The sequence below is a fragment of the Polyangium mundeleinium genome, from assembly GCF_028369105.1.
In the GTDB taxonomy this organism is placed as follows: domain Bacteria; phylum Myxococcota_A; class Polyangia; order Polyangiales; family Polyangiaceae; genus Polyangium; species Polyangium mundeleinium.
On record NZ_JAQNDO010000001.1, the window covers coordinates 4,973,297 to 4,993,362 of the forward strand.

A 20,066-nucleotide genomic window follows, 5' to 3' on the forward strand; every position below is an offset into this window, starting at 1 on the left:
CGCTCGGCGAGGGGCCCTATACCCCGGCATCGCTTATGTCCGCTGCCCGCGATTTCCTGCGCGCCGAGCTCGAACGTGAATACAGCGCGTGGTTCGGCCTGCCGCCGCGCCCGTTCCTCGACGGCGTGGTCGAAGCGTGGATGGCCGACGATACGAACTCGAAGCATCGCTTCGACACGATCGAGGCCGCGCTGCCCTCGGCGAAGCGGATCCTCGACATGGCCTCGGGCTGCGGGAGCGCCGTGTTCTACGGGCTGCTCCACGGCTACGACATGGTCGGGATCGATCCCGAGGGGTGGAAACACACGTTCAACGGGATGAAGGCGAAGGAGCGTGGGTATCCCGCGGCGTGGATGAGCCGCTTCCACGACGGCGTGGGCGAAGCGCTCCCGTTCCCCGACGACGATTTCGACTGCGTGACGAGCTACCAGACGATCGAGCACGTGCAGGACGTCGACCGCGTGCTCGCGGAGCTCGTGCGCGTGACGCGGGCGGGCGGCGGGATCCACCTTCGCTGCCCGGATTACCGGGGCACGTTCGAGGGGCACTACCGGCTGCCCTGGCTGCCGCTCTTCCCGCGGCCGCTCGCGCGCGCCTACCTGCGGGCGATCGGCAAGCCGACCGCGGGGCTCGATACGATCCAGTACATCACGAAGGGCCGCGTCGTGCGGATCCTGCGGGCTCTCGAGGCGCGGAGGCCGGGGCTCCGGCTGCGGATCGTGGACCTCGATCAGGAAGCCTTCGCCTCGAAGCGGCAGCGGCTCCCGGGCGAGTTCTCGTGGTGGAAGGCGAAGCGGTACGCGCGGGGCCTCTTCCGCGAGGAGACGAGCGTGAACCTCTTCGTGTACGTCGAGGCGAAGGGAACGAAGGGCCGGCCGTGAGCCGCCTTCGCGTGCTGATCACGGGCGCCACGGGGTTTCTCGGCGCGCACGTGACGCGAGCGCTTCTCGACCAGGAAGCGCGCCTGACGCTGCTCGCGCGGCCGAGCTCGGAGCTCGGGCGGCTCTTTCGCGTGGCCGGTACGAGGCTCGATCGGACCGAGCTCCGCAGGGTCGATCTCGGCGTGGCGGAGGCGGTCCGCGCGGAGATGTTGCGGGCGCGGCCCGAGGTGGTGATCCACCTGGCGGCCGATGCGCGCGCCCGTGCCTCCGAGGACGAGGTCGAGGCGATGCGCGCGCTCCACGTGGGCGTGACGCGTGGGCTCGCGGAGGCTTCGATCGAGGCCTCCGCGCGGCTCGTCGTGGTGTCGACGAGCGACGTCTACGGAAAACTCCCTTCGCCGCACGACGCGGAAGGCGAGGTCGCGCCGCGGACGCCGTACGCGCGCACGAAGGCCGAGGCGGATGCGATGGTGCTCGGGCCTCTGCGCGAGCAGGGCCTCTCGGCCGTCGTGCTCCGGCCGTACCTCGTGTACGGGCCGGGCGCGCAGCCGCGGCAGCTCTTGCCCGCGCTCATCGCCGCTTGCCTCGCAGGGCGGGAGTTTCCGATGACGGATGGCCTGCAGCGGCGCGATTTCGTGTACGTGGGCGACGTGGCCCGCGCGGTGGCCCTCGCCGCGACGGCGCCCGACGCCGTGGGGCGCGTGATCGACATCTGCACCGGCGTGCCGCGGCAGGTCGCCGACGTGGTGCGCCTCGTCGTTGATCGCATCCAGCCGGCGCGCGGCGGGCCCGTGCTCGGCGCGACGGCGCGCCCCGCAGACGAGCCCGAGGCGCACTACGGCGATCCCGCGCCCGCGGAGGCGCGGCTCGGGTGGAAGCCCGAGGTGTCGCTGGAAGAAGGCGTCGATCGCACGATCGATGCAGCCCGGGAGGAGCGGTCCAAGTGAGCGGCCCGGAGCCTGCGCGCCCCGCCGTCGCGTTCCTCCTCGGGACGGCGTTCTCGTTCACCGAGACGTTCCTCTTCAACCAGATGCGCTCCCTCGCGCGGTACCAGGCGATCACGCTCTGCAACCGCGTCGCCAACGAGGAGCGGTTTCCCTGGACCGAGCCGCGGATCCTCGGGCGAAGGCAGCCTTCGAAGATCGGCCAGGCGCTCCGCCCGCTACACGGGAGGCTCACGCTCGATCCCGCGTGGATGCAGGCGCTGCAAGAGACACGCGCGACGGTGCTGCACGGTCAGTTCGGCACGAATGGGCTCATCGCCGCGGTGTACGGCAAGAAGCTCGGGTTGCCTGTCGTCACCTCGTTCTACGGCGGCGACGTCGGCATCCTCCTCGAACCGCGGAAGCACCTGCGGCGCTACTGGCACTACATCCTCGGCAAGCGCGCGCTCTTCGAGGGCAGTGATCTCGTGCTCGTGCTCTCGACCGCGATGCGCGACGATCTCGTGCGGCTCGGTTGCCCCGCGTCGAAGCTGCGCATCCACCCGAACGGCGTGGATCTCGAGCGCTTCAGCCCGGTGCCGCGCGCCGATCGCACAGGGCCGCTCTCCGTCGTGATGTGCGGCCGCGAGATCGAGAAGAAGGGATTTGCCCATGGCTTCCGCGCCGTGCAGCGGGCGCGGGCCGCGGGCGTGGATCTGCGCGTGCGCTGGCTGCCGGCGCCTGGGCCGCTCGGCGCGCCGCTCCGCGCGCTCATCGAGGAGCTCGGGCTCGGGCCCCATGTCGAGATCCTCGATCCGAAGTCGGATCCCGCCGTCGTGATGCGCGAGAGTGATCTCATGCTCTGCCCCTCGGTGACAGCGGCGGACGGCGACAAGGAAGGCGTGCCCACGGTGCTCGTGGAGGCCGCGGGGACGGGCTTGCCCGCGGTCGCGAGCCGGCACGCGGGGATCCCGGAGATCGTGGTCGATGGTGAGAGCGGTTTGCTCTACGCCGAACGTGACGAGGAGGGCCTCGCCGCGGGTCTCGTGCGCCTCGCGAAGGACGCCGCGCTGCGCGCGCGCATGGGCGAGGCGGCGCGGCAGAAGGCGCTCGCGACCTACGACGCGCGCAAGCTCGCCGTCACGCTGGAGGCGCACTACGACGCGCTAGCCGCGCTTGCTCTGCGTCGGCCTCTCGATTAAACGCTTTTGGCCGTGTCGCGTGAAAAGGTCGTCATCCTCGCGGGTGGCCAGGGGATGCGTCTCCGGGAGGAGACCGAGTTTCGGCCGAAGCCGATGATCACCATCGGGGATCGTCCGATCCTCTGGCACATCATGAAGAGCTACGCGCACCACGGGCTGCGCGACTTCATCGTGTGTCTCGGCTACCGGGGCGAGGTCATCAAGCAGTACTTCCTCGACTACCGCGCCATGAGCCGCGATTTTACCCTCGATCTCGGCAAGGGCGGGGCGATCACGTTGCACGAGTCGCCGGCCGCCGAGGAAGAAGATTTCCGTGTGACGCTCGCCGAGACCGGCCAGCGCGCGATGACGGGCGCGCGCATCAAGCGCATCGAGAAGTACGTCGACACCGACACGTTCTGCGTGACGTACGGCGACGGCGTGTCGAACGTGGACATCGGGCGGCTGCTCGCGTTCCACCGCGAGCACGGGCGCATCGGCACCGTGACGGGCGTCTTTCCGCAGTCGCGCTTCGGCGAGCTGCTCCGCGACGGGTCGCGTGTCGTCGAGTTCAACGAAAAACCCCTCATGCACGATGGCTGCATCAACGGCGGGTTCTTCGTCTTCAGCCGCAAGTTCTTCGATTACCTCGAGGACGACGATGGCTGCGTGCTCGAAGGAAAACCGCTCGCGCGGCTGGCGAAGGACGGCGAGCTGATGGTCTACGAGCACCGCGGCTTCTGGCAGTGCATGGACACGATGCGTGATCTGGAGATGCTCCGGAGCCTGTGGACGGGAGGAGCGCCGTGGAAGGTCTGGTGAGGGACGAGGAGGCGGATCGCGCGTTCTTCCGCGATCGGAACGTCCTCGTCACGGGCGCGACGGGGCTGCTCGGATCGTGGCTCAGCGAGCGGCTGGTCTCGCTCGGCGCGAACGTCGTGGGCCTCGTGCGGGATTTTGTCCCCACGTCCAGGCTCTTCGCCAAGGGCGCGAAGGGGACGACGATCGCCGAGGGCATGACGCTCGTGAGCGGCGACATCCGCGACCGCGAGCTGCTCGAACGCGTGATGGGCGAGCACGAGATCGACTCGGTCTTCCACCTCGCCGCGCAGACCATCGTGGGCATCGCGAACGCGAACCCGGTGAGCACGTTCGAGAGCAACGTGGCCGGCGCCTGGAACGTCTTCGAGGCGGCGCGCAGGTCGCCGAAGGTGCGCCGCGTGCTGCTCGCGTCGAGCGACAAGGCCTACGGCTCGCACGAGACCTTGCCGTACACCGAGTCGATGGCGCTGCGGGGGGAGCATCCGTACGACGTCTCGAAGTCCTGCGCGGACCTCATCGCCCGGACGTACTGGGTGACCTACCGCCTGCCCATCACGATCACCCGCTGCGCGAACCTCTACGGCGGCGGGGACCTCAACTGGAACCGCATCGTGCCCGGCGTGATCCGCGACATCGTCGCCGGCCGCAGGCCCGTCATCCGCAGCGACGGCACGCTCATCCGCGACTACCTCTACGTCGAGGACGCGGTCGACGCGTACCTCGACCTCGCCCGCGCGATGGAAGATCCCGCGGTCCACGGCGAGGCGTTCAACATCTCGGCGGGCAACCAGCTCACGGTGCTCGAGATGACCCGCGCGATCCTGGAGCGCATGGGGTCGAGCCTGGAACCGGACGTGCGCGGGCAAGCGACGCACGAGATCGCGCACCAGTACCTCGACGCCGAGAAGGCGCGGCGCGTGCTCGGCATCAAGCCTCGTTATGGCCTCGTCGCCGGCCTCGATCGCACGACCGCCTGGTACCGCGATTTCCTCGCGCGTGAAGGCCGCCGCGCCGCCGGATGAGCGTTCTACGGAGCGCGGCGCGCGGCGGGGTCGCGCTCGGGGCGAGCCAGACCTTCGCCACGGCCCTCGGCTGGGTGCGGACGCTCGTCCTGGCGCGGCTGCTCGTGCCGGAGGACTTCGGCCTCGTCGGGCTCTGCACGGTGCTGCTCGGCTTCCTCGGCGCGCTGAGCGACATGGGCCTCACGGCCGCGACGATCCAGCGCAAGGAGCTCACGGACGGGCACCGCGACGCGGCCTTCTGGATGAGCATCTCGATGGGCGCCGTGCTCTTCCTCGTGAGCGTCGCCGCGGCCCCGGCCCTCGCGGTCTTCTACCGCGAGCCGCGTGTCGTGTCGCTCGTCCTGGTCTCCGCGCTCCCGCTGCTCATCGGCCCCTTCGCCTCGACGCACGCCGCGCTCCTGCGGCGTGATCTTCGGTTCGGGCGTGTCGCCGCGATCGAGGCCGGGCGCAATGTCGCGGCGAGCGTGGCCACGCTGGGGCTCGCGGCGTTCGGCGTCGGGTACTGGTCGCTCGTGTTCGGCCCGCTCGCGAGCCACCTCGTCGCGGTCATCGCGTACACGCTGTCGAGCCCGTTCCGGCCGCGTTTCCGCGCGACGTGGACGCACGCGCGTGAGCTCTTCTCGTTCAGCGCCTACGTCGCGGGGGCGAACGCGATCAACTACCTGTCGGCGAACATGGACTACATGATCGTCGGCAAGCGGCTCGGGACCGCGGCGCTCGGCACGTACACGTTCGCGTACGAGACGATGACGTTCCCGCTCACGCGCATCGCCTCGCTCTTCAGCCAGGTGATGTTCCCGGCGTTCGCGACGATCCAGGACAAGCTCGACGAGATGCGCGAGACGTACCTGAAGATCTCGCGCGCCGTGGCGATCGTGAGTTTTCCGATCCTCGCGTGGGTCGCGGTCGTCGCGCCCGAGCTCGTGGCGTTGGCCTACGGGCCGCGGTGGCTGCCGGCCGTGGGGCCGCTGCGCGCGCTCAGCGTGGCGGGCGCGCTGAAGGCCGTGGGCACGCTCGTGGGGATCATCTTCAAGTCCCGCGGCAAACCCGCCGTGGAGCTCTACTGGAACATCGCGTGGCTCGTGGGGCTCACGACGGCGATGAGCATCGGCGTGCGCTGGGGGACCCTCGGCGTCGCCGTGAGCATCTCGATCCTCTGCGTGCCCGGTACGCTCTTCACCGAGTGGCTGGCGTGTCGTTACATCGAGATGAAGCTCTCGCGGCTCCTCGGCGTGCTCGTCGTGCCAACGGTCGCGACCGCGGCCGCGACCGCAGCCGGGGGGATCGCGCGGCTCGAGCTCGCGACGCTGCTGCCCGCAGGGATCGTCGGGGACGTCGCGCGGCTCGTGGGGCTCACGTTGATCATGCTGCTCGTGTACGTCGCGACGCTGCGCGTGATCTACCCGCCCATCACCACCGAGGTGCGCGCGTTCCTCGGGTACTTCAAGCGCGACAAGAAGGCGCCCGCAAAGGCTCCGGCAGCAGCCGAGGCGCCCGTCGAGGAGACGGCCCCGAAGGAGGCGCTCTGATGCCCACGCTCATCGGCGTGTACACGCCCGCGGGGGCCGAGCGCGAGGGGGCCGCGCTCTTTCGCGAGCTGACCCGCGATCTCGGGAGCGCGGCTTCGTCGCTGCACGAAGGACCTTTCCGTGCGGCCCTCTTCCCCCAGCATGCCGGGGAGCGCATCGTTTGCCCCGGCGCGCCCGGCGCCGCGGGGCACGCGATCGGCTTCGGCGGGGATGACACGAAGAGCCCTGCCGCGCGCCTCGTACCGCCGTGGCTGCTCTGCAGCTGGGATCCCGCGCGGGGCGTGGCCGTCGTCGAGGTCGATCGTCACGGCTTCGCGCTCGTCTACGTCCGCACCGTGGGCGCGTGTGTCGTGGTCTCCACGTCGGCGGCCCTCCTCGGAAAGCTCTCGCCGCGTTCTTCGATCGATCGGCACGCGCTCGCCGAGCTGCTCGCCTTCGACCACCTGCTCGGCGAGCGCACGTTGCGCCGCGAGGTCACCGCCCTGCCGCAAGGCGCCGCGCTCGAGATCGGCCCCGCGGGCCTGAGTTTCCCGCGTCGCTTCCGTTACGCCGAGCTTCCGATCGATCGCGGCATGTCGCCGGCGGCGGCCGTCTCCGCGTTGATCCCGCTCTGGCGCGAGGGCCTCGCGGGCGCGCTTGCGACCCGTGGCGATCAGCCCCTCGTCGTTCCCCTGAGCGGTGGCCTCGACTCGCGGCTCCTGCTCGCGTCGGCCGTCGAAGCGGGCGCCTCCGCTTCGGCCTTCACGTTCTCCGGCACCAGCGAGCGCACGCCGGACATCGGCATCGCCGAAGAGGTCTGCCGCACGCTCGGCGTCCCGTGGCGCGCGCTTGGCCTCGACGACGACTGGCTGGTCGATCACGCCGTCCGCGCGTCCGTGCTGACGGACGGTCAGCTCAACGTGCTGCACGCCTATGGCATCAGCCTGACGGGCTCGTTTCCCGAGGGGATCCTGCGGCTCGACGGGTTCGCCGGCGACGTCGTGCTCGGCGGGAGTTTCCTCCGCCGCGAGCACCTCACGGCGCGCAGCCCCGAGGCGCGCCATCGCCTGCTCTGGGCTTCCCGCGCGCGCCTCGAACGCCCGGCCTGGCAAGAGCTGCTCGTGCCCGAGGCCCGCGGCGAGATGCTCGATCTCGCCCGCGCCTCCCTCGCGAAGAGCCTCGAAGCCGATCCGCTCGACGATCCCCGCTGGTCCGACTTCTGGATCCTGCGGCACCGCATCCGGCGTTTCACGGTGAATGGCCCGCTGCTCTGGCGCAGCGTGGCGCGCTCGGCCTTTCCGTTCTTCGCGCCGCGCTTCATCGATCGGCTGCTCGCCGTCGCCCCCGAGGCGCGCCTCGACGCCGCGCTCCAGGCCCCCTTCTTCTGGCAGGGATTTCCTCGCATGGCGGCGATCCCCTGGCAGCGCATCGGCTGGCCCGTCCCGCGCGGAGGTGTCGTGGAGACGCTCGTCCGCCGCCTCCGCAAGCCGCCGTATCCGCCCGCCGCGGCCTTTTTCGATCATGACGCGGTCTTCCGCAAATCGGCGCGCCTTCGCGGGTTTTTGCGCGACCTGCTCCTCGACCCCCGGACCGGCGTCGATCGTTTCGGTTGCTTCGACCGAGCGTCCGTCGCGCGGCTCCTCGCGGGCGTCGAGGCGGGCTCACGTCGCGGCATGCCGCAGATCGCCCTGCTCGCGAGCCTGGTGCTCTCCGAGCGCGTGTGGGCGCCTCGCTGAGCCGCTTTACGCAGGCTTTCGCGCGAGCACGCACGCGATCTGCCACGGCGAGAAGATCCGCCGCAGCGCGCGCTTGAAGCCTTGGTAGTGCTCGGGCGCGCGGATGGTCAGGACCTCCTGCCGCAGGACCTCGGGCCAGCCGAGCAGGGCCGCGAGCTCCGCCGCCGTGGGGCGATACCCCGTGTCGATCGGGTCCCGGTGGATCGGGTACCGCCGCGGCACCGTGAGCACGAGCAGGCCGCCGGGCGCGACGACCCGCGCCACGTGGCGGAGCGTCGCCTCGCGATCGGTCACGTGCTCCAAAAGGTTCGTGCAGAGCACGAGGTCGAACGTGCGATCGACGCCTTTGAGGTTCGTCACGTCGGCGACGATGTCGACGCCCGGCTCCGGCCGCGCGTCGAGGTGCAGGACCTGGAGGCCCCGCGCGCGGAGCGGCGCGAACACGTTCCGATCGAGGTGCGGCTGCACGACGGTGCGGAAGTGGAGCGTGGAGGAGCCGATGTCGAGCACCGTCGCGCCCTTTTCGAGCGGCGTTGCTACGAGCACGTCGCGGATCCACTCCGACTCGTCGACGAACACCCGAACCCCTTGTCACACGAGGCCGCCTCCGCGCAAGCAGGAGCCTCGGGATCGGGTATACAGGACCCGGCGCGCCGATGTCCTCGTGTTACCTCGCCCTCCGCCTGAAGGACCCCCAAACCCTGCCCGAGGGCCTGGCCGCGCGCCTCGATCGCGCCTTGCCATTCGTGCCCGAGGCGCGGCTGTCCGCCACGCGCGGCGGCATCCAGCTTTGGGCCTTCCTGCGCGACGAGGGCCTCTGGCCCGAGCCGCGCTGGCACGAGGACGCGAGCGGGGCCGCCGTGATCACGGGGTACGGCGTGGCCGACGATCGCCGCCTCCTCAGCGCGGTGGACGTCTTGCGGGAGCCCGACGCCCCGGCCCTCCGCCGCCGTTTTCACGGCGAGTGGTCGATGTGCAGGCTCACGGACGAGGGGCTCTTCGTGGCCTGTGATCCGGTCGGCACCGAGCACGTGTACATGACGGAGCAGTCGGGGTTTTTCGCGGTTTCGAACCGCGCGCGGCTGCTCTGGGAGCTCATGAAGGCCCTCGGCCCGCGCCCCGCGCCCGATTTCGAGGCGCTCGGCGGGCTCATCTCACCCGGCTACCTCGTCTGCACCGAAGGCACGGCCGTGCGCGGCGTGCGGCTCGTCGACGCCCACACGGCCGTCGTTTTGCCCCGCGACGCGGGCCCCGTCGAGATTCGCGCGCTCGGCGGCGGCGAGCCCGCGATCCCGGGCGCGACGCCCGACTGGGACAGGCTCGCGGAGCACCTGCGCTCGAACTTCATGTGGATCGCGGGCACGCAGAAGCCGATCCTCGCCGCGCTGACGGGAGGCAAGGACAGCCGGCTCGTCCTCGCGGCCTTGAAGAGCGCGGGCCTGGAGAAGCGCGCGAACCTCTACATCAGCGTCCCGCCCGAGCACGCCGATCACCTCGTGGCGCGGCGCATCGCCGATCGGTTCGGCCTGAACCTCGAACGGATCGACCCGCCGCCGCGCACCCGCATCCTCGAAGACCTGCGCCGCCACGTGGCGCTGACCGAGGGCGCGCTCAACGCGTGGGACATGACGGGCGCCGTCACGTACCACGCGCGCCTCGGTCTGCACGGCCTCTTCGGCGAGCTTTACCGCAGCCGCGGCGCAGCCTCGCCCCATCCCGAGGCCGCGGCGCGCTTCTGGTTCCACGCGCCGAACCTCGGCGGCGTGCTTCGCCCGGAGGCGCTCTCGACGCAGGTCTCGCGCACGGCCCGCTGGATGAAGGGCGAGCTCGATCGGGGCACGGCGCCCGAGCACCTGCACGAGGCTTACTACGCGCGGCAGTACGTCCCGCGCTGGATCGGCCAGGCGCGCCTCGGCGACGGCATCACCGCGCTCGTCCTGAACCTGCTCTACCACCCCGCGATCCAGCGCGCGTTCGGCGGTCTGCCGCTCGCGGATCGCACGGGGGCTCGTGTGCACTTCGAGCTCATGTCGCGGCTCTGGCCCGAGCTCGTGGAGCTGCCCTTCGCGAAGGCCTCGTGGAAGGCCGACATGGTCGCGCGGAGCACGAACGCGCGCGCGGCGATCACGATGGAGCCCGTGCCGCACGCGCGGCCGATCCTGGGCTCGGGCTGGCAAGAGCCCGCGCTCGTGGGGCAGTGGCGCGTGATCCGCGAGCGCCTCGAAGACGCGACGTCTCTGCTCGAACCTCTCGTCGTTCCGGCGCGTCTCCGGGCCTTCCTCGACGTGGCCGCGGTGGTGCTCGGCGTCCCCCAGCCGGCGTCGTCCCGGGCGCTGACGGCCCTGCGCTCGCCGCTCTTGCTCCTGCACGCGCGCTCGCACAAGGCGCGCATCCTGCGCATCGTGCTCGGTCTGCTCACGGTCGTGGAGCTCGAAGGCGAGCTTCGTGAGGCCGAGTCCACGATCGTGCGCGTGACCTGAGGGCAGTCAGCGTCGCTTCACGCGGTCGAAGATCGGCATGCGCGCGATCGTCTTCTGGGCCGCGCGCATGCCGGCGAGGACGACCTCTTCCGTCGGCGTGCGCTTGCGGACGGGCTTTTTCCGCGCGTCGAAGGTCGCCATGTAGGCGTCGAACGCGGGCTCGATGCCGGTGATGTTCTTGCGCACGTCCTTGTACCGGCGCGACTTCCAGATGAACTCCCGCACGGATCGGCAGTAGTCGTGCCGCATGATCATGCCCGGCGCGTAGACCGAGCGCAGCGCGGGGAAGGCGCGTTTCATGCAGTAGGCGAGGTAGAGCCCTTCACCGCCGTAGAGATCGTCGCGGAAGCCGCCGATCGCGAGGTAGACCGCGCGGCGGATGAGCATGTTGCCTTCGGTGGAGACGTTGTCCTCGTCCCACAGGTCGTCGCCGCGGTCGTAGTGGCCGGCCCACACGTTGTACCAGGGGTGCTTGTGCGGGACGATGCGGCCGCGCGCGGCGCCGATGGTCTCGTCGCGGAAGAGGTTCACGCCGTACTCGACCCAATCGGGCACGACGAGGCCGTCGTCGTCGATGTAAGCCACGAGCTCGCCACGCGCCCAGCCCATCGCCGCGTTCCGCGCCACGTTGAGCGGCAGCCCGTCGCGCAGCCGGAGCTCGACGTCGACGAGGTTGCCGTACCGATCCCGCAGATGTTCGAGGCCGCCGCTGTCCGCGAGGAGGATCTCGTACGGCAGATCGAGCGCGACGGTTTGCCCGCGGAGGTGGCGCAAGCAGTCGAGCAGGTAGTCGCCGGCGCGGTAGGAGATCACGACGAGCGTGACGGCGGGATCCTTGACCTCGCGGCGCACGACGAGCTCGCGGAACTCGGAGGCGTACCGCGCGCGAAACGCCTCGCCGAGGCGCTTTTCCTCGTCACCGATCCCTGCGCGGTCCGGCAGCGTCGGGAGTCTCTTCTCGGAGGGCTCGTGGGTCGTCTGCATGGTTCAAGCGGCGTTCGTGGGGGACGTTTTGCACACGAGGCTCGGAGCGGGAAGAGACGTGCGCGTCACGGAGCGCCGTCTACCCAACCGGGCACCGCGTGTCGACGCGTTTTCGCCTGCGGAACAGCTCTCACCCGTCGCTCTTCCGTCGCTCGTCGTAGAGCCGCCGCGCCGCCACGAGCAGCCGGCCGCGCTCGTTCTCGGTCGGATCGTCGGTCACGACCTCCACGAGCGCCGCGAGGATCTCGCCGACCACGGGCCCGGGCGGGATGGCGAGCTCTCGCATGAGCTCGTTTCCTCGGATCTTCAGATCCTTCGTCCCGAGGGGCGCGCCCGCTGCGAGCAGGCTCGTCGCGCGTTCGCGCAGCCGCTCGATCGCGTGCACCTCGTCCGTCGGGTCTCGCCCCTTGCCGCGCACGTCCGAGAGCGCCAGCGCGTAGAGGTCCGGCGCGAGATCCGGCGTGACGCGCCGGATCCAGCGCCGCACGGCCGCATCGGTCCAGCCCTCGTCGTAACAGATGAGGTGATGCCGGACGAGCGCGGCGATCCGGTCGCGCTCGTCGTTCGAGAAGCGCAGCCGGCCGAGGATCTCCGTCGTCATCTCTGCGCCGATCTTCTCGTGATCGTAGAACGTGTAGTCGCCGGTCTTGTCGGAGAACGCGCGCGTCCGCGGCTTCGCGATGTCGTGCAGGAGCGCGGCCACGCGGAGGAGCGGGGCGGGCTCGCTCGCGTCGAGGCAGGCCATCACGTGGCCCCAGACGTCGAAGGCGTGCCACTTGTTCTGCGTGCAGCCCACCGCTTCGAGCAGCTCGGGGCAGGTGATCTCGAGGACGCCCGTGCGGCGCATGGCCTCGAACGCCACACTCGGCCGCGGCGCGCGCATGCTCTTCAGCCACTCGTCGCGCACCCGCTCGGCGCTCACGCGGCGGAACGTGACGAGCGAGCGCGGCTCGCCCATCGCGCGCTCGGTGTCGGGATCGATCGCGAACCCGAGCGTCGCCGAGAAGCGCGCGGCCCGCAGGATCCGGAGCCCGTCCTCGCCGAAGCGCTCGCGCGGATCCCCCACCGCGCGCACCACGCGGGCGTCGAGATCACGCTCGCCGCCGAAGGGATCGATCACGTGGCCGTCCACGGGATCGAGGGCGATCGCGTTCACCGTGAAGTCGCGCCGCGCGAGGTCCGCGCTGATGTCGTCGACGAACTCCACCGCGTCGGGGCGGCGCCCGTCGCTGTAGGCGCCTTCTCCGCGCAGCGTCGTGATCTCGTAGTGCACGCCGCGCAGGAGGACCGTGACCGTGCCGTGCTGCAGGCCCGTGGGGATGACCTTGCGGAACATCCGCATGACCTCCTCCGGCCGCGCGTCGGTCGCGACGTCCCAGTCCTTCGCGGGCTCGCCGCGCAGGAGATCGCGCACGCAGCCGCCCACGATCCAGCCCCGCTTGCCGTTCTCGCGCAGGCGGCGGCAGATCCCGAGCACGTCTTCGGGGACCTTTTCGATGAGGTGAGCGACGCCTTCCACGGCGCTCGGCTTTACCACGCTTCTGGCGCGGAGACGCCTGTCACGGCTTGTTGGAGCCGCCGTGGTAGATGTCCACGATGTCCCCGCCGCTGCTCGCCGCGTTGTTGCCCTTCTTCGTCGTGGGCAGGGGGCCCACGTGCACGCCGCCGCCGCCCTTCGTCGTCGGCGGGCGCGCGGTCCCGGCGTCGGTCGTGGCCGGTGTCGTCCCCGCGATCGCGACGAGCTTGAGCGTCTGCTTCTCCTGCGAGCCGTCGATCGTGATCGTCTGCGTGGTGTAGCCCGTGGCCTTCACTTCGAGGGTCACGGGTTTGCCCGGCTCGACCTCGAAGTTCGCGGGGAACGTGAGCTGCTTGCCGGCGTAGGTCGTCGACGCGTTCGCGTCCCGCGGATCCACGTCGACGAGCACAATCTTCTTCGCGGCGCTCGTGGCCGTGGGCGCGGGTGGCGCCGTGACGACCTGCGAGGTGACCGCGCCGGGATCGGTCTTCGGCGGCGGGCCGCTCAGCAGGATGAGCACCGTGCCGAGCGTCGCGCCCATGACCACCGCGCCGACGGCGATGAAGCGGAGCCAGGGCGATTTCTTCGGTTTGTCCGCGACCCCGTCGGGCACGGAGGCCGTGAGCCCGTCGGGCCGCGAGGTCATCTCCGCGACGGCGTCGGGCACGTGGCCCTGCTGGAAGCGCTGCAGATCGGCCGCGAGCGCGGCCATGTCGGGGTAACGATCCTCGGGCGCCTTCGACAGGCACTTGAAGATGATCGCCTCGAGATCGAACGGGCACGGGGGCTCGAGGCCGAGCTTCGCCAGCGGCGTGGGCGCCTGGTACATGTGCTGGCTCAGGATGCCCATGAAGTTGTCTGCGACGAAGGGGAGCTGGTTGCTCACCATCTCGTAGAGCATGATCCCGAGCGAGTAGATGTCGGTGCGGTGATCGAGCGGCGCGCCCGCGGCTTGCTCGGGCGACATGTAGTGCGGCGTGCCGAACACCGCGCCCGCGCGCGTGAGCTTGTTGTCGCCGCTCGTCGCGACCTTCGCGATGCCGAAGTCGAGGATCTTGACGAACTCTTTGTCGATCCCGCGCTGGATGATGAAGATGTTCTCGGGCTTGAGATCGCGGTGGATGATGCCGCGCTCGTGCGCCGCCGCGAGGCCGTTCGCCATCTGGATCGCGACCTTCGCGATGAGCTCGGGCTCGAGCCGCTTGGCCTTGTCCTCGTTGAGCTGGATCAGGCTCTTGCCGTCGAGGAACTCCATCACGAAGTAGGTCGAGCCGTCCGGCAGATCCCCGAAGTCGGAGATGTCGATGATGTGCGGGTTGCCGATGCTCGACGCGGCGCGCGCCTCCTGCAGGAAGCGCTCGAGGATCTCGCGGTCGCGCGCCATGTCGGAGCGCAGGACCTTCACCGCGACCTTCTTGTCGATGACCTTGTGGCGGGCGAGGTAGACGAACCCCATGCCGCCTTCGCCGAGGAGCTTTTCGATCTTGTAGCGATGATCGAAGGTCGTGCCGATGTACGGATCCTTCGAGCCCGGCGGGCGCTCCGCGTCGACGTGCGTGGGCGGCGGGATGTCCGGGTCCTGCTCGCCGCGGCGCGACGCAGGCAGGAGATCCTCGTACGAGCGCCGCGACGTCGGCTGCGGCTCGTCGGGGTTCGAGCTGAGCCTGCGGCGCGGGGGATCACCGTCGGGCGTCGAGATGCGGCTCCGACGCGCGCCCGTGTCGATCTCGATCTGCGACCTCGCCAGCATCGCGAGGTCCGCATCGAGCGGCTCCTCTTCGATCTGGATCACCGGCGGCGGTGCGGGGATCGAAGGCTTCTTCGGCATCGCTGGCGGAGGCACGCTCGCGGGGTTCGTCGCGGCCGCGGCGGGCGCGGTCGACGGGAGCGGCGGCTTCTTCAGCGAGGGCAGCGTTGCCGGACGCGGGATGCCGGGCGAAGACGCACGCGCCGCTCCCGCGGGGATCGGCGGCACGGGGGGCGGCGGCTTCGGCGCGGCAGAAGGCGCAGGCGGCGGTTTCGTCGCGGGTTTCCCGCCCCCGGGCTGGGGCGAGCTCCCCGCTGCGACTTTGGGAACCGCAGGCGGCTTGGGCAGGGCAGGGGGCTCGTTGTCGGGGGGCGACATGCAGGAGATCGCAGATAGTTCGGGAAGCTAGGGGCCATCGTAGCAGGACGCGGCGAGCCCGAGAAGAGCGTGGAGGACGTCTGTCCGGTCCAGGCTCGATTGGCCGTCAGGGACGCGATCAGGCACCCCCCGAAGGGCCCCACGCCGTCGTCCCGACACGCCTCCCATGCCCGCCCCGAAGCTCCCACGTGCTGCGCCGCGCCCCTTCTGCTAGAGGCTCCGCCAGATGGGCTACCCTCTCGAGGTTGCGCTCCGGTACCTGGGGAGCAAAAAGCGCGCGTTCATTTCGGTTGGCACGGCCTTCGCGATTCTGGGCGTCACGCTCGGCGTGGCCGCGCTCGCCACCGTGATGAGCGTCACGGGGGGCTTCCAGGCGCAGTTCCGCGAGAAGGTCCTCGGCGTGAACGCCCACGTGCTCGTGCTGAAGTACTCCACGGATTTCCGGGAGTACCGCTCGATCATGGAGCAGGTCGCCAAGGTGCCCGGCGTGCGCGCCGTGGCGCCGTTCAGCATCAACCCGATGATGCTGACCCACGGCGATGCGACGGCCACGGGCGTGCTGCTCAAGGGCGTCGATCCCGCGACGAGCCTCGGCGTGGGCATGCCGGAGGGGTCGCCGTACGTCCTGGATCTGCCGAAGCAGGTGAAGAAGGGCTCGCTCGACGGCCTGCGCCTGCCCGGTGCGAAGCCGCCCGAGCGGCGGAGCGGGGGGCCGGAGCTGCCGCCCGTGCCGGTGCTCCAGGACAAACGCGCACTCGACGCGGACGCGGGCGCCGATGGAGGCGGGGGCACGCAGGGGTTGCTCCGTGCGATCGAGGAGGATCTGCGCAAGGCCGAGAAGGCGCCCGCGCCCGACAAGGAGAAGCTCGAGCCGAGCGGCGGGGGCATCGAGGAGATCCTCGCGATCGAGGCCGGCAAGTTCAGCGGCTCGGACAAGGGCGAGGCCGACAAACCGGCGGACGACAAGGTCGCCGCGGCGGACGACCTCGCGGACGCGGGCGTCGCGGACGGCGCGCCTGTTGGCTCGGTCGAGCCGGAGGGCGGCTACGCGAGCAAGCTGCCGGATGACGACGACGTACCCAAGGAGATCGATCCCGATCTCTGCGCGGACCCCGCCGTGGTCGCGAAATTGCCCGGCATCGTCGTCGGCGTCTCGCTCTCGAAGACCTTGAAGCTCAGCCTCGGCGACTGCGTCACCGTCACGTCGCCGACGATCGGCTACTCGTACTCGGGCGGGTCGCTCAAGCCCCCCGTGGCCAAGCGGTTCCGCGTCATCGCGCTCTTCGAGGCCGGCTTCGATCAGTACGACTCGAAGCTCGTCTACACCGACCTCTACGAGGCGCAGACCTTCTACGACCAAGGCGACACCGTCACTGGCGTGGAGATGAAGGTCGACGACATCGACGAGGCCAAGCCCATCGCCAAGCAGATCAGCCAGAACCTCGCCAGCGGCCTCTACCACACGATGGACTGGGAGGAGCTGAACCACGGCCTGTTCACGGCGCTGCTCATCCAGCAGATCCTCATGAGCGGCGTGCTCGCGCTGATCATCGTCGTCGCCGCGTTCACCGTCGTGGCCACGCTGATCATGGTCGTGCTCGACAAGACGAAGGAGATCTCGGTCCTCAAGGCGATGGGCGCGAAGGACGGGGAGATTCTGCGCATCTTCCTCTACCAGGGCGGGATCATCGGCCTGCTCGGCACGACGTTCGGGCTCTTGCTCGGCGTGGCCGTCTGCAAGGGCCTGCTCGTCTACGGCTTCCCGCTCGATCCGAAGGTCTACTTCATCTCGGAGCTGCCCGTGCAGGTGCGGCCGCTCGAGTTCATCATCACGGGCGCCATCGCCATCGTGATCTGCCTCGTCGCCACGATCGTCCCGAGCCTCTACGCCGCCCGCCTCCGCCCCGCCGAGGGCTTCCGCGCTCAGTCGTGATCGGGTGACCCGCCCTCGTCGATCGGCAGCGTGAACGAGAACGTCGTCGTCTTGTCGGGCTCGCTCTCGACCATCATCCGACCGCCGTGCGCCTCCACGAGGCCGCGGCAGATGTAGAGGCCGAGTCCGAGCCCCTTGATCCGCGTCGCTCCCGCGCTCCCCCGCTGAAAGCGCGAGAAGAGCCGCGGCATGAGCTCGGGATCGATCCCCGGCCCCTCGTTGCACACACCCAGCACGACCTCCCCCGGCACGACCCGCAGCCGGAGCGCGATCGGCGTCCCGGGCCTGCCGTACTTCACCGCGTTCGAGACCAGGTTCTCCACCACCTGCTGGATGCGCGCCGGGTCGACGTGCACGAGCGGCATGTCCCGATCGATCGAGAGCCAGACGCGCGCGCGCGCCTCCTCGTCAGCCATGTCCTCGACGATCTGGCGCAAGAGCGCCGGCAGGTTCGTCGGGGTCCGGACAAGCTCGAGCTTGTGCGTGTCGAGGCGCGAGAGGTCCGAGAGATCGTCGGTCATGCGGATGAGCCGCTCGGCGCTCGCCCGGATCCGCTCGGCCTTGCGCTTCGTGTTCGGCTCGACGACGTAGCGGGCCAGGTGCGCCGCGGTCGCGAGGATCGTGGTCACGGGCTGCCGGAGGTCGTGCGCGACGATGGTCGTCCACTCTTCCCGCAGCCGTGAGAGCTCCTTGATCGCGGTGATGTCGCTGAAGAGGACCACCGCGCCGTGGATCAGACCGCTCTCGTCCCGCACGGGCGAGGCGTTGACGAGCGTGTGCATGCTCGTTCCGTTCGGCTGCCTCCGGATGAGCTCGCGGCCGACGACCACCTCGCCGCGCAGCGCGCGCTCGATGCTCAGATCGCCGGTCTCGACCGGCGTGCCGTCCGGGTACGTGACGGTGCTGCGCAGGGCGTCGAGGTTCGGGTTGGCGTCGACGAGGTTGCCGATGAGCAGATCCGCCATGCGGTTCTGCGTGACCCGCGGCGACGCCACGCCCTGCCAGAGCTGGATGCCGACCGGCGAGCTCTCGATGACGGCCCGGAGCCAGCGGCGCTCGTCCGCGAGGGCCCTGAGCAGCGCCTCGCGCTCGCGCTCCGCGCGGCGGAGGTCGGTGATGTCCTGCACGACCCCGAGTACGTTGAGCGGCCGCCCCGCCTCGTCCCGCGTGAGCATGGCCTCGACGTGCACGATCCGGAGCTCGCCGTCCGGCCGGACGACCCGGTGCTCGCACGAAAAAGGCTCGCCTTTCTCGACGAGCGAGCGGAAGCCGAGGAGGATCCGCATCCGATCCTCGGGGTGGAGCACGCCCGCGAGCGTCTGATGTGGCTCGGGGCCCGCGCGCGGCGGCAGGCCGAAGATGCGGTAGACCTCGTCCGACCAGCACGACTCCCCGGTCGCCGCGTCCCACTCCCAGTGGCCCACGTGCGCAACGGCCTGCGCCCGCGCGAGGCTCTCGCGGCTCCTCCGGAGCGCCTGCTCGGCGCGGCGCTGCTCGGTCACGTCCTGGAGCGTGCCGACGATCCGCACGGCCTTGCCCGCGGCGTCGCACTCGATGTCGGCCTCCTGGTGGAGGAGCCGCTCCTCGCCGTCCGGGCGGCGGATGTGGATGTCGACCGAGAAGCTCCGGCCGGTCTTCAGCGCCGCTTCGTAGGCCGCGCGCAGGCGCGCCTGCTCCTCGGGGCTCATCCGCGCCTCCAGGATCGCGTTCGCGTCCCGGAGCGTGCGCGGGGTGGGGGTGGGCTCGAGGCCGAGCAGGCGATAACACTCCTCCGACCAGCGGACCTCGTTGCCCCGGATGTCCCAGTCGATGCTGCCCACGCGCGCGACCCGCTGCGCGCGCGAAAGGCTCTCATGGTCGCGCCGGATTCGCTCCGCGGCGCGGTTCTGTTCCGTCACGTCCGAAAACCCCGCCACGTGGCAGCCGGGGACGACGTTCGCCCGCGCGTGATACGCGACGTCGATCGTACTGCCGTCGCCCCGGACGAGGGTGAAATGGCCGGATTGGATTCCTTCGACCAAGAACGTTCGCCAGAGCTCCTCGAACCGGGCATTGCCGTGGGCCGTCGTGATTTCGTGGATCGAGAGGTTCAGCATCTCCTCGCGGCTCCGGCCGAGCAGGCTGCAGGCCGCGGCATTCGCCTCGACGAAGCGGCCGTCGTCGTTCGCGACGAGGATGCTGCCCATCGCGACGTCGAAGAATCGTTGAAACGCGAATTGCCAGGCCTCGGCTTTGGCTTCGGCCTCGGCTTGTGCCTGCTTTTCCTCGAGCACGCTCGCCGCGAGGCCGGCCAGCGCTTCGAACGTGTCGCGGGTCCTGGGGCTGGTCGGTCGGGAAAAGCCCGCGACGAGCGCGCCGGTGCGTCCGCCGGGCAGGTCGACGGGCGCGGCGATGAAATGGCGCACGCCGCTCGCCGTGTGGGCCATGCGGACGTCCTCGGGTGCCGTGGGCGCTTTGGCGTCGGCGGCCTCGGTCGTGCCGTCGCGGACGACGCGAGCGACGAGGCTCGACGCGGTCAAGGGGATGCGGTGGAGCGGCTCGGGCCATTCCGGCGGGCCGCCTCGATGGGCGACGAGCTCGAGCGCGCGTCTCGCGTTCGGCAGGTAAAGCAGGAGAACATCGGCTTCGAGCGCGTGGAGCGCCGTGGTGTACAGGCGCTCGAAGGGCTTCGCCACGGATTCGCGTGTCCAGTCACGCGCGGCAGAGCCCTCCATGGCATGCGGCCCGGGGCCGGTGCCCATGCCCATCCCCATCCATGCTGGCCAGGTTGTTCCCCTCCACTTGCTCACGTGAGCGCCGCTGGTTTGCTGAACGAACCATGAAGCTAACACAAGCGGAATCGATCGAGAATGGCTCGTCGAGCCTGCGCGTGCCTCCGGTTTGCGCGGGACGCGGCCGAGCGCGGGCGTGCGACGTGCTGCGGACGGCGGCTTGGTGGCTTGGCGACGGGGCGCT

At 70.4% G+C, this 20,066-nt stretch carries 14 protein-coding genes; 9 read left to right on the plus strand and 5 right to left on the minus strand.

Going from position 1 to position 20,066, the window contains the following annotated elements; genetic code table 11:
* Positions 1-35: 35 nt before the first annotated feature.
* From POL67_RS19920 to POL67_RS19950, 7 genes are read left to right on the plus strand one after another with little or no spacing between them, the layout of a single operon-like run.
* Complete coding sequence (locus POL67_RS19920) at positions 36-881, plus strand: class I SAM-dependent methyltransferase (RefSeq protein WP_271919308.1); 846 nt, start codon at positions 36-38, stop codon at positions 879-881.
* Complete coding sequence (locus tag POL67_RS19925; RefSeq protein WP_271919311.1) at positions 878-1,828, plus strand: NAD-dependent epimerase/dehydratase family protein; 951 nt, start codon at positions 878-880, stop codon at positions 1,826-1,828. Before POL67_RS19920 ends, POL67_RS19925 begins: the two co-directional genes overlap by 4 nt.
* Positions 1,825-3,006 carry a glycosyltransferase gene (locus POL67_RS19930; protein ID WP_271919313.1) on the plus strand — a complete coding sequence of 394 codons (1,182 nt, stop codon included), beginning with the start codon at positions 1,825-1,827 and terminating at the stop codon, positions 3,004-3,006. Before POL67_RS19925 ends, POL67_RS19930 begins: the two co-directional genes overlap by 4 nt.
* Positions 3,007-3,018: 12 nt before the next feature.
* Positions 3,019-3,807, plus strand: a complete 789-nt coding sequence (gene rfbF / locus POL67_RS19935; RefSeq protein ID WP_232379526.1) for a glucose-1-phosphate cytidylyltransferase — start codon at positions 3,019-3,021, stop codon at positions 3,805-3,807.
* Positions 3,792-4,829, plus strand: a complete 1,038-nt coding sequence (locus tag POL67_RS19940; RefSeq protein ID WP_271919316.1) for a GDP-mannose 4,6-dehydratase — start codon at positions 3,792-3,794, stop codon at positions 4,827-4,829. The genes rfbF and POL67_RS19940 overlap by 16 nt, the downstream gene beginning before the upstream one ends.
* Positions 4,826-6,358, plus strand: a complete 1,533-nt coding sequence (locus POL67_RS19945; protein ID WP_271919318.1) for a lipopolysaccharide biosynthesis protein — start codon at positions 4,826-4,828, stop codon at positions 6,356-6,358. The genes POL67_RS19940 and POL67_RS19945 overlap by 4 nt, the downstream gene beginning before the upstream one ends.
* Positions 6,358-8,073 carry an asparagine synthase-related protein gene (locus POL67_RS19950; RefSeq protein WP_271919320.1) on the plus strand — a complete coding sequence of 572 codons (1,716 nt, stop codon included), beginning with the start codon at positions 6,358-6,360 and terminating at the stop codon, positions 8,071-8,073. Before POL67_RS19945 ends, POL67_RS19950 begins: the two co-directional genes overlap by 1 nt.
* Before the next feature lie 6 nt (positions 8,074-8,079).
* On the opposite strand, the gene POL67_RS19955 is transcribed toward POL67_RS19950, so the two are convergent.
* The gene (locus tag POL67_RS19955) at positions 8,080-8,652 is read right to left on the minus strand and encodes a class I SAM-dependent methyltransferase (protein ID WP_271919322.1); all 573 of its coding nucleotides are present in this window, start codon (positions 8,650-8,652) and stop codon (positions 8,080-8,082) included.
* A 77-nt stretch (positions 8,653-8,729) separates the two neighbouring features.
* Here POL67_RS19955 and POL67_RS19960 point away from each other — a divergent pair, with 77 nt between their 5' ends.
* Positions 8,730-10,553: an asparagine synthetase B family protein gene (locus tag POL67_RS19960; protein WP_271919324.1), complete on the plus strand. Its 1,824-nt coding sequence runs from the start codon at positions 8,730-8,732 to the stop codon at positions 10,551-10,553.
* A gap of 6 nt (positions 10,554-10,559) precedes the next feature.
* On the opposite strand, the gene POL67_RS19965 is transcribed toward POL67_RS19960, so the two are convergent.
* The 3 genes from POL67_RS19965 to POL67_RS19975 form a co-directional block, all read right to left on the minus strand.
* A complete protein-coding gene (locus POL67_RS19965) occupies positions 10,560-11,537 on the minus strand; it encodes a glycosyltransferase family 2 protein (protein ID WP_271919327.1) in 978 nt (325 codons plus the stop codon).
* Between the two features lie 130 nt (positions 11,538-11,667).
* Complete coding sequence (locus POL67_RS19970; protein WP_271919329.1) at positions 11,668-13,056, minus strand: CCA tRNA nucleotidyltransferase; 1,389 nt, start codon at positions 13,054-13,056, stop codon at positions 11,668-11,670.
* A 40-nt stretch (positions 13,057-13,096) separates the two neighbouring features.
* Positions 13,097-15,178 carry a serine/threonine-protein kinase gene (locus POL67_RS19975; RefSeq protein WP_271919331.1) on the minus strand — a complete coding sequence of 694 codons (2,082 nt, stop codon included), beginning with the start codon at positions 15,176-15,178 and terminating at the stop codon, positions 13,097-13,099.
* A gap of 226 nt (positions 15,179-15,404) precedes the next feature.
* Between POL67_RS19975 and POL67_RS19980 the strand changes: the two genes are divergently transcribed.
* On the plus strand, positions 15,405-17,111 hold the full coding sequence (locus POL67_RS19980; RefSeq protein WP_271919333.1) for an ABC transporter permease: 1,707 nt from the start codon (positions 15,405-15,407) through the stop codon (positions 17,109-17,111).
* Here POL67_RS19980 and POL67_RS19985 read toward each other — a convergent pair.
* Complete coding sequence (locus POL67_RS19985; protein WP_271919335.1) at positions 17,102-19,852, minus strand: PAS domain-containing sensor histidine kinase; 2,751 nt, start codon at positions 19,850-19,852, stop codon at positions 17,102-17,104. The genes POL67_RS19980 and POL67_RS19985 overlap by 10 nt on opposite strands.
* Positions 19,853-20,066 lie beyond the last annotated feature (214 nt).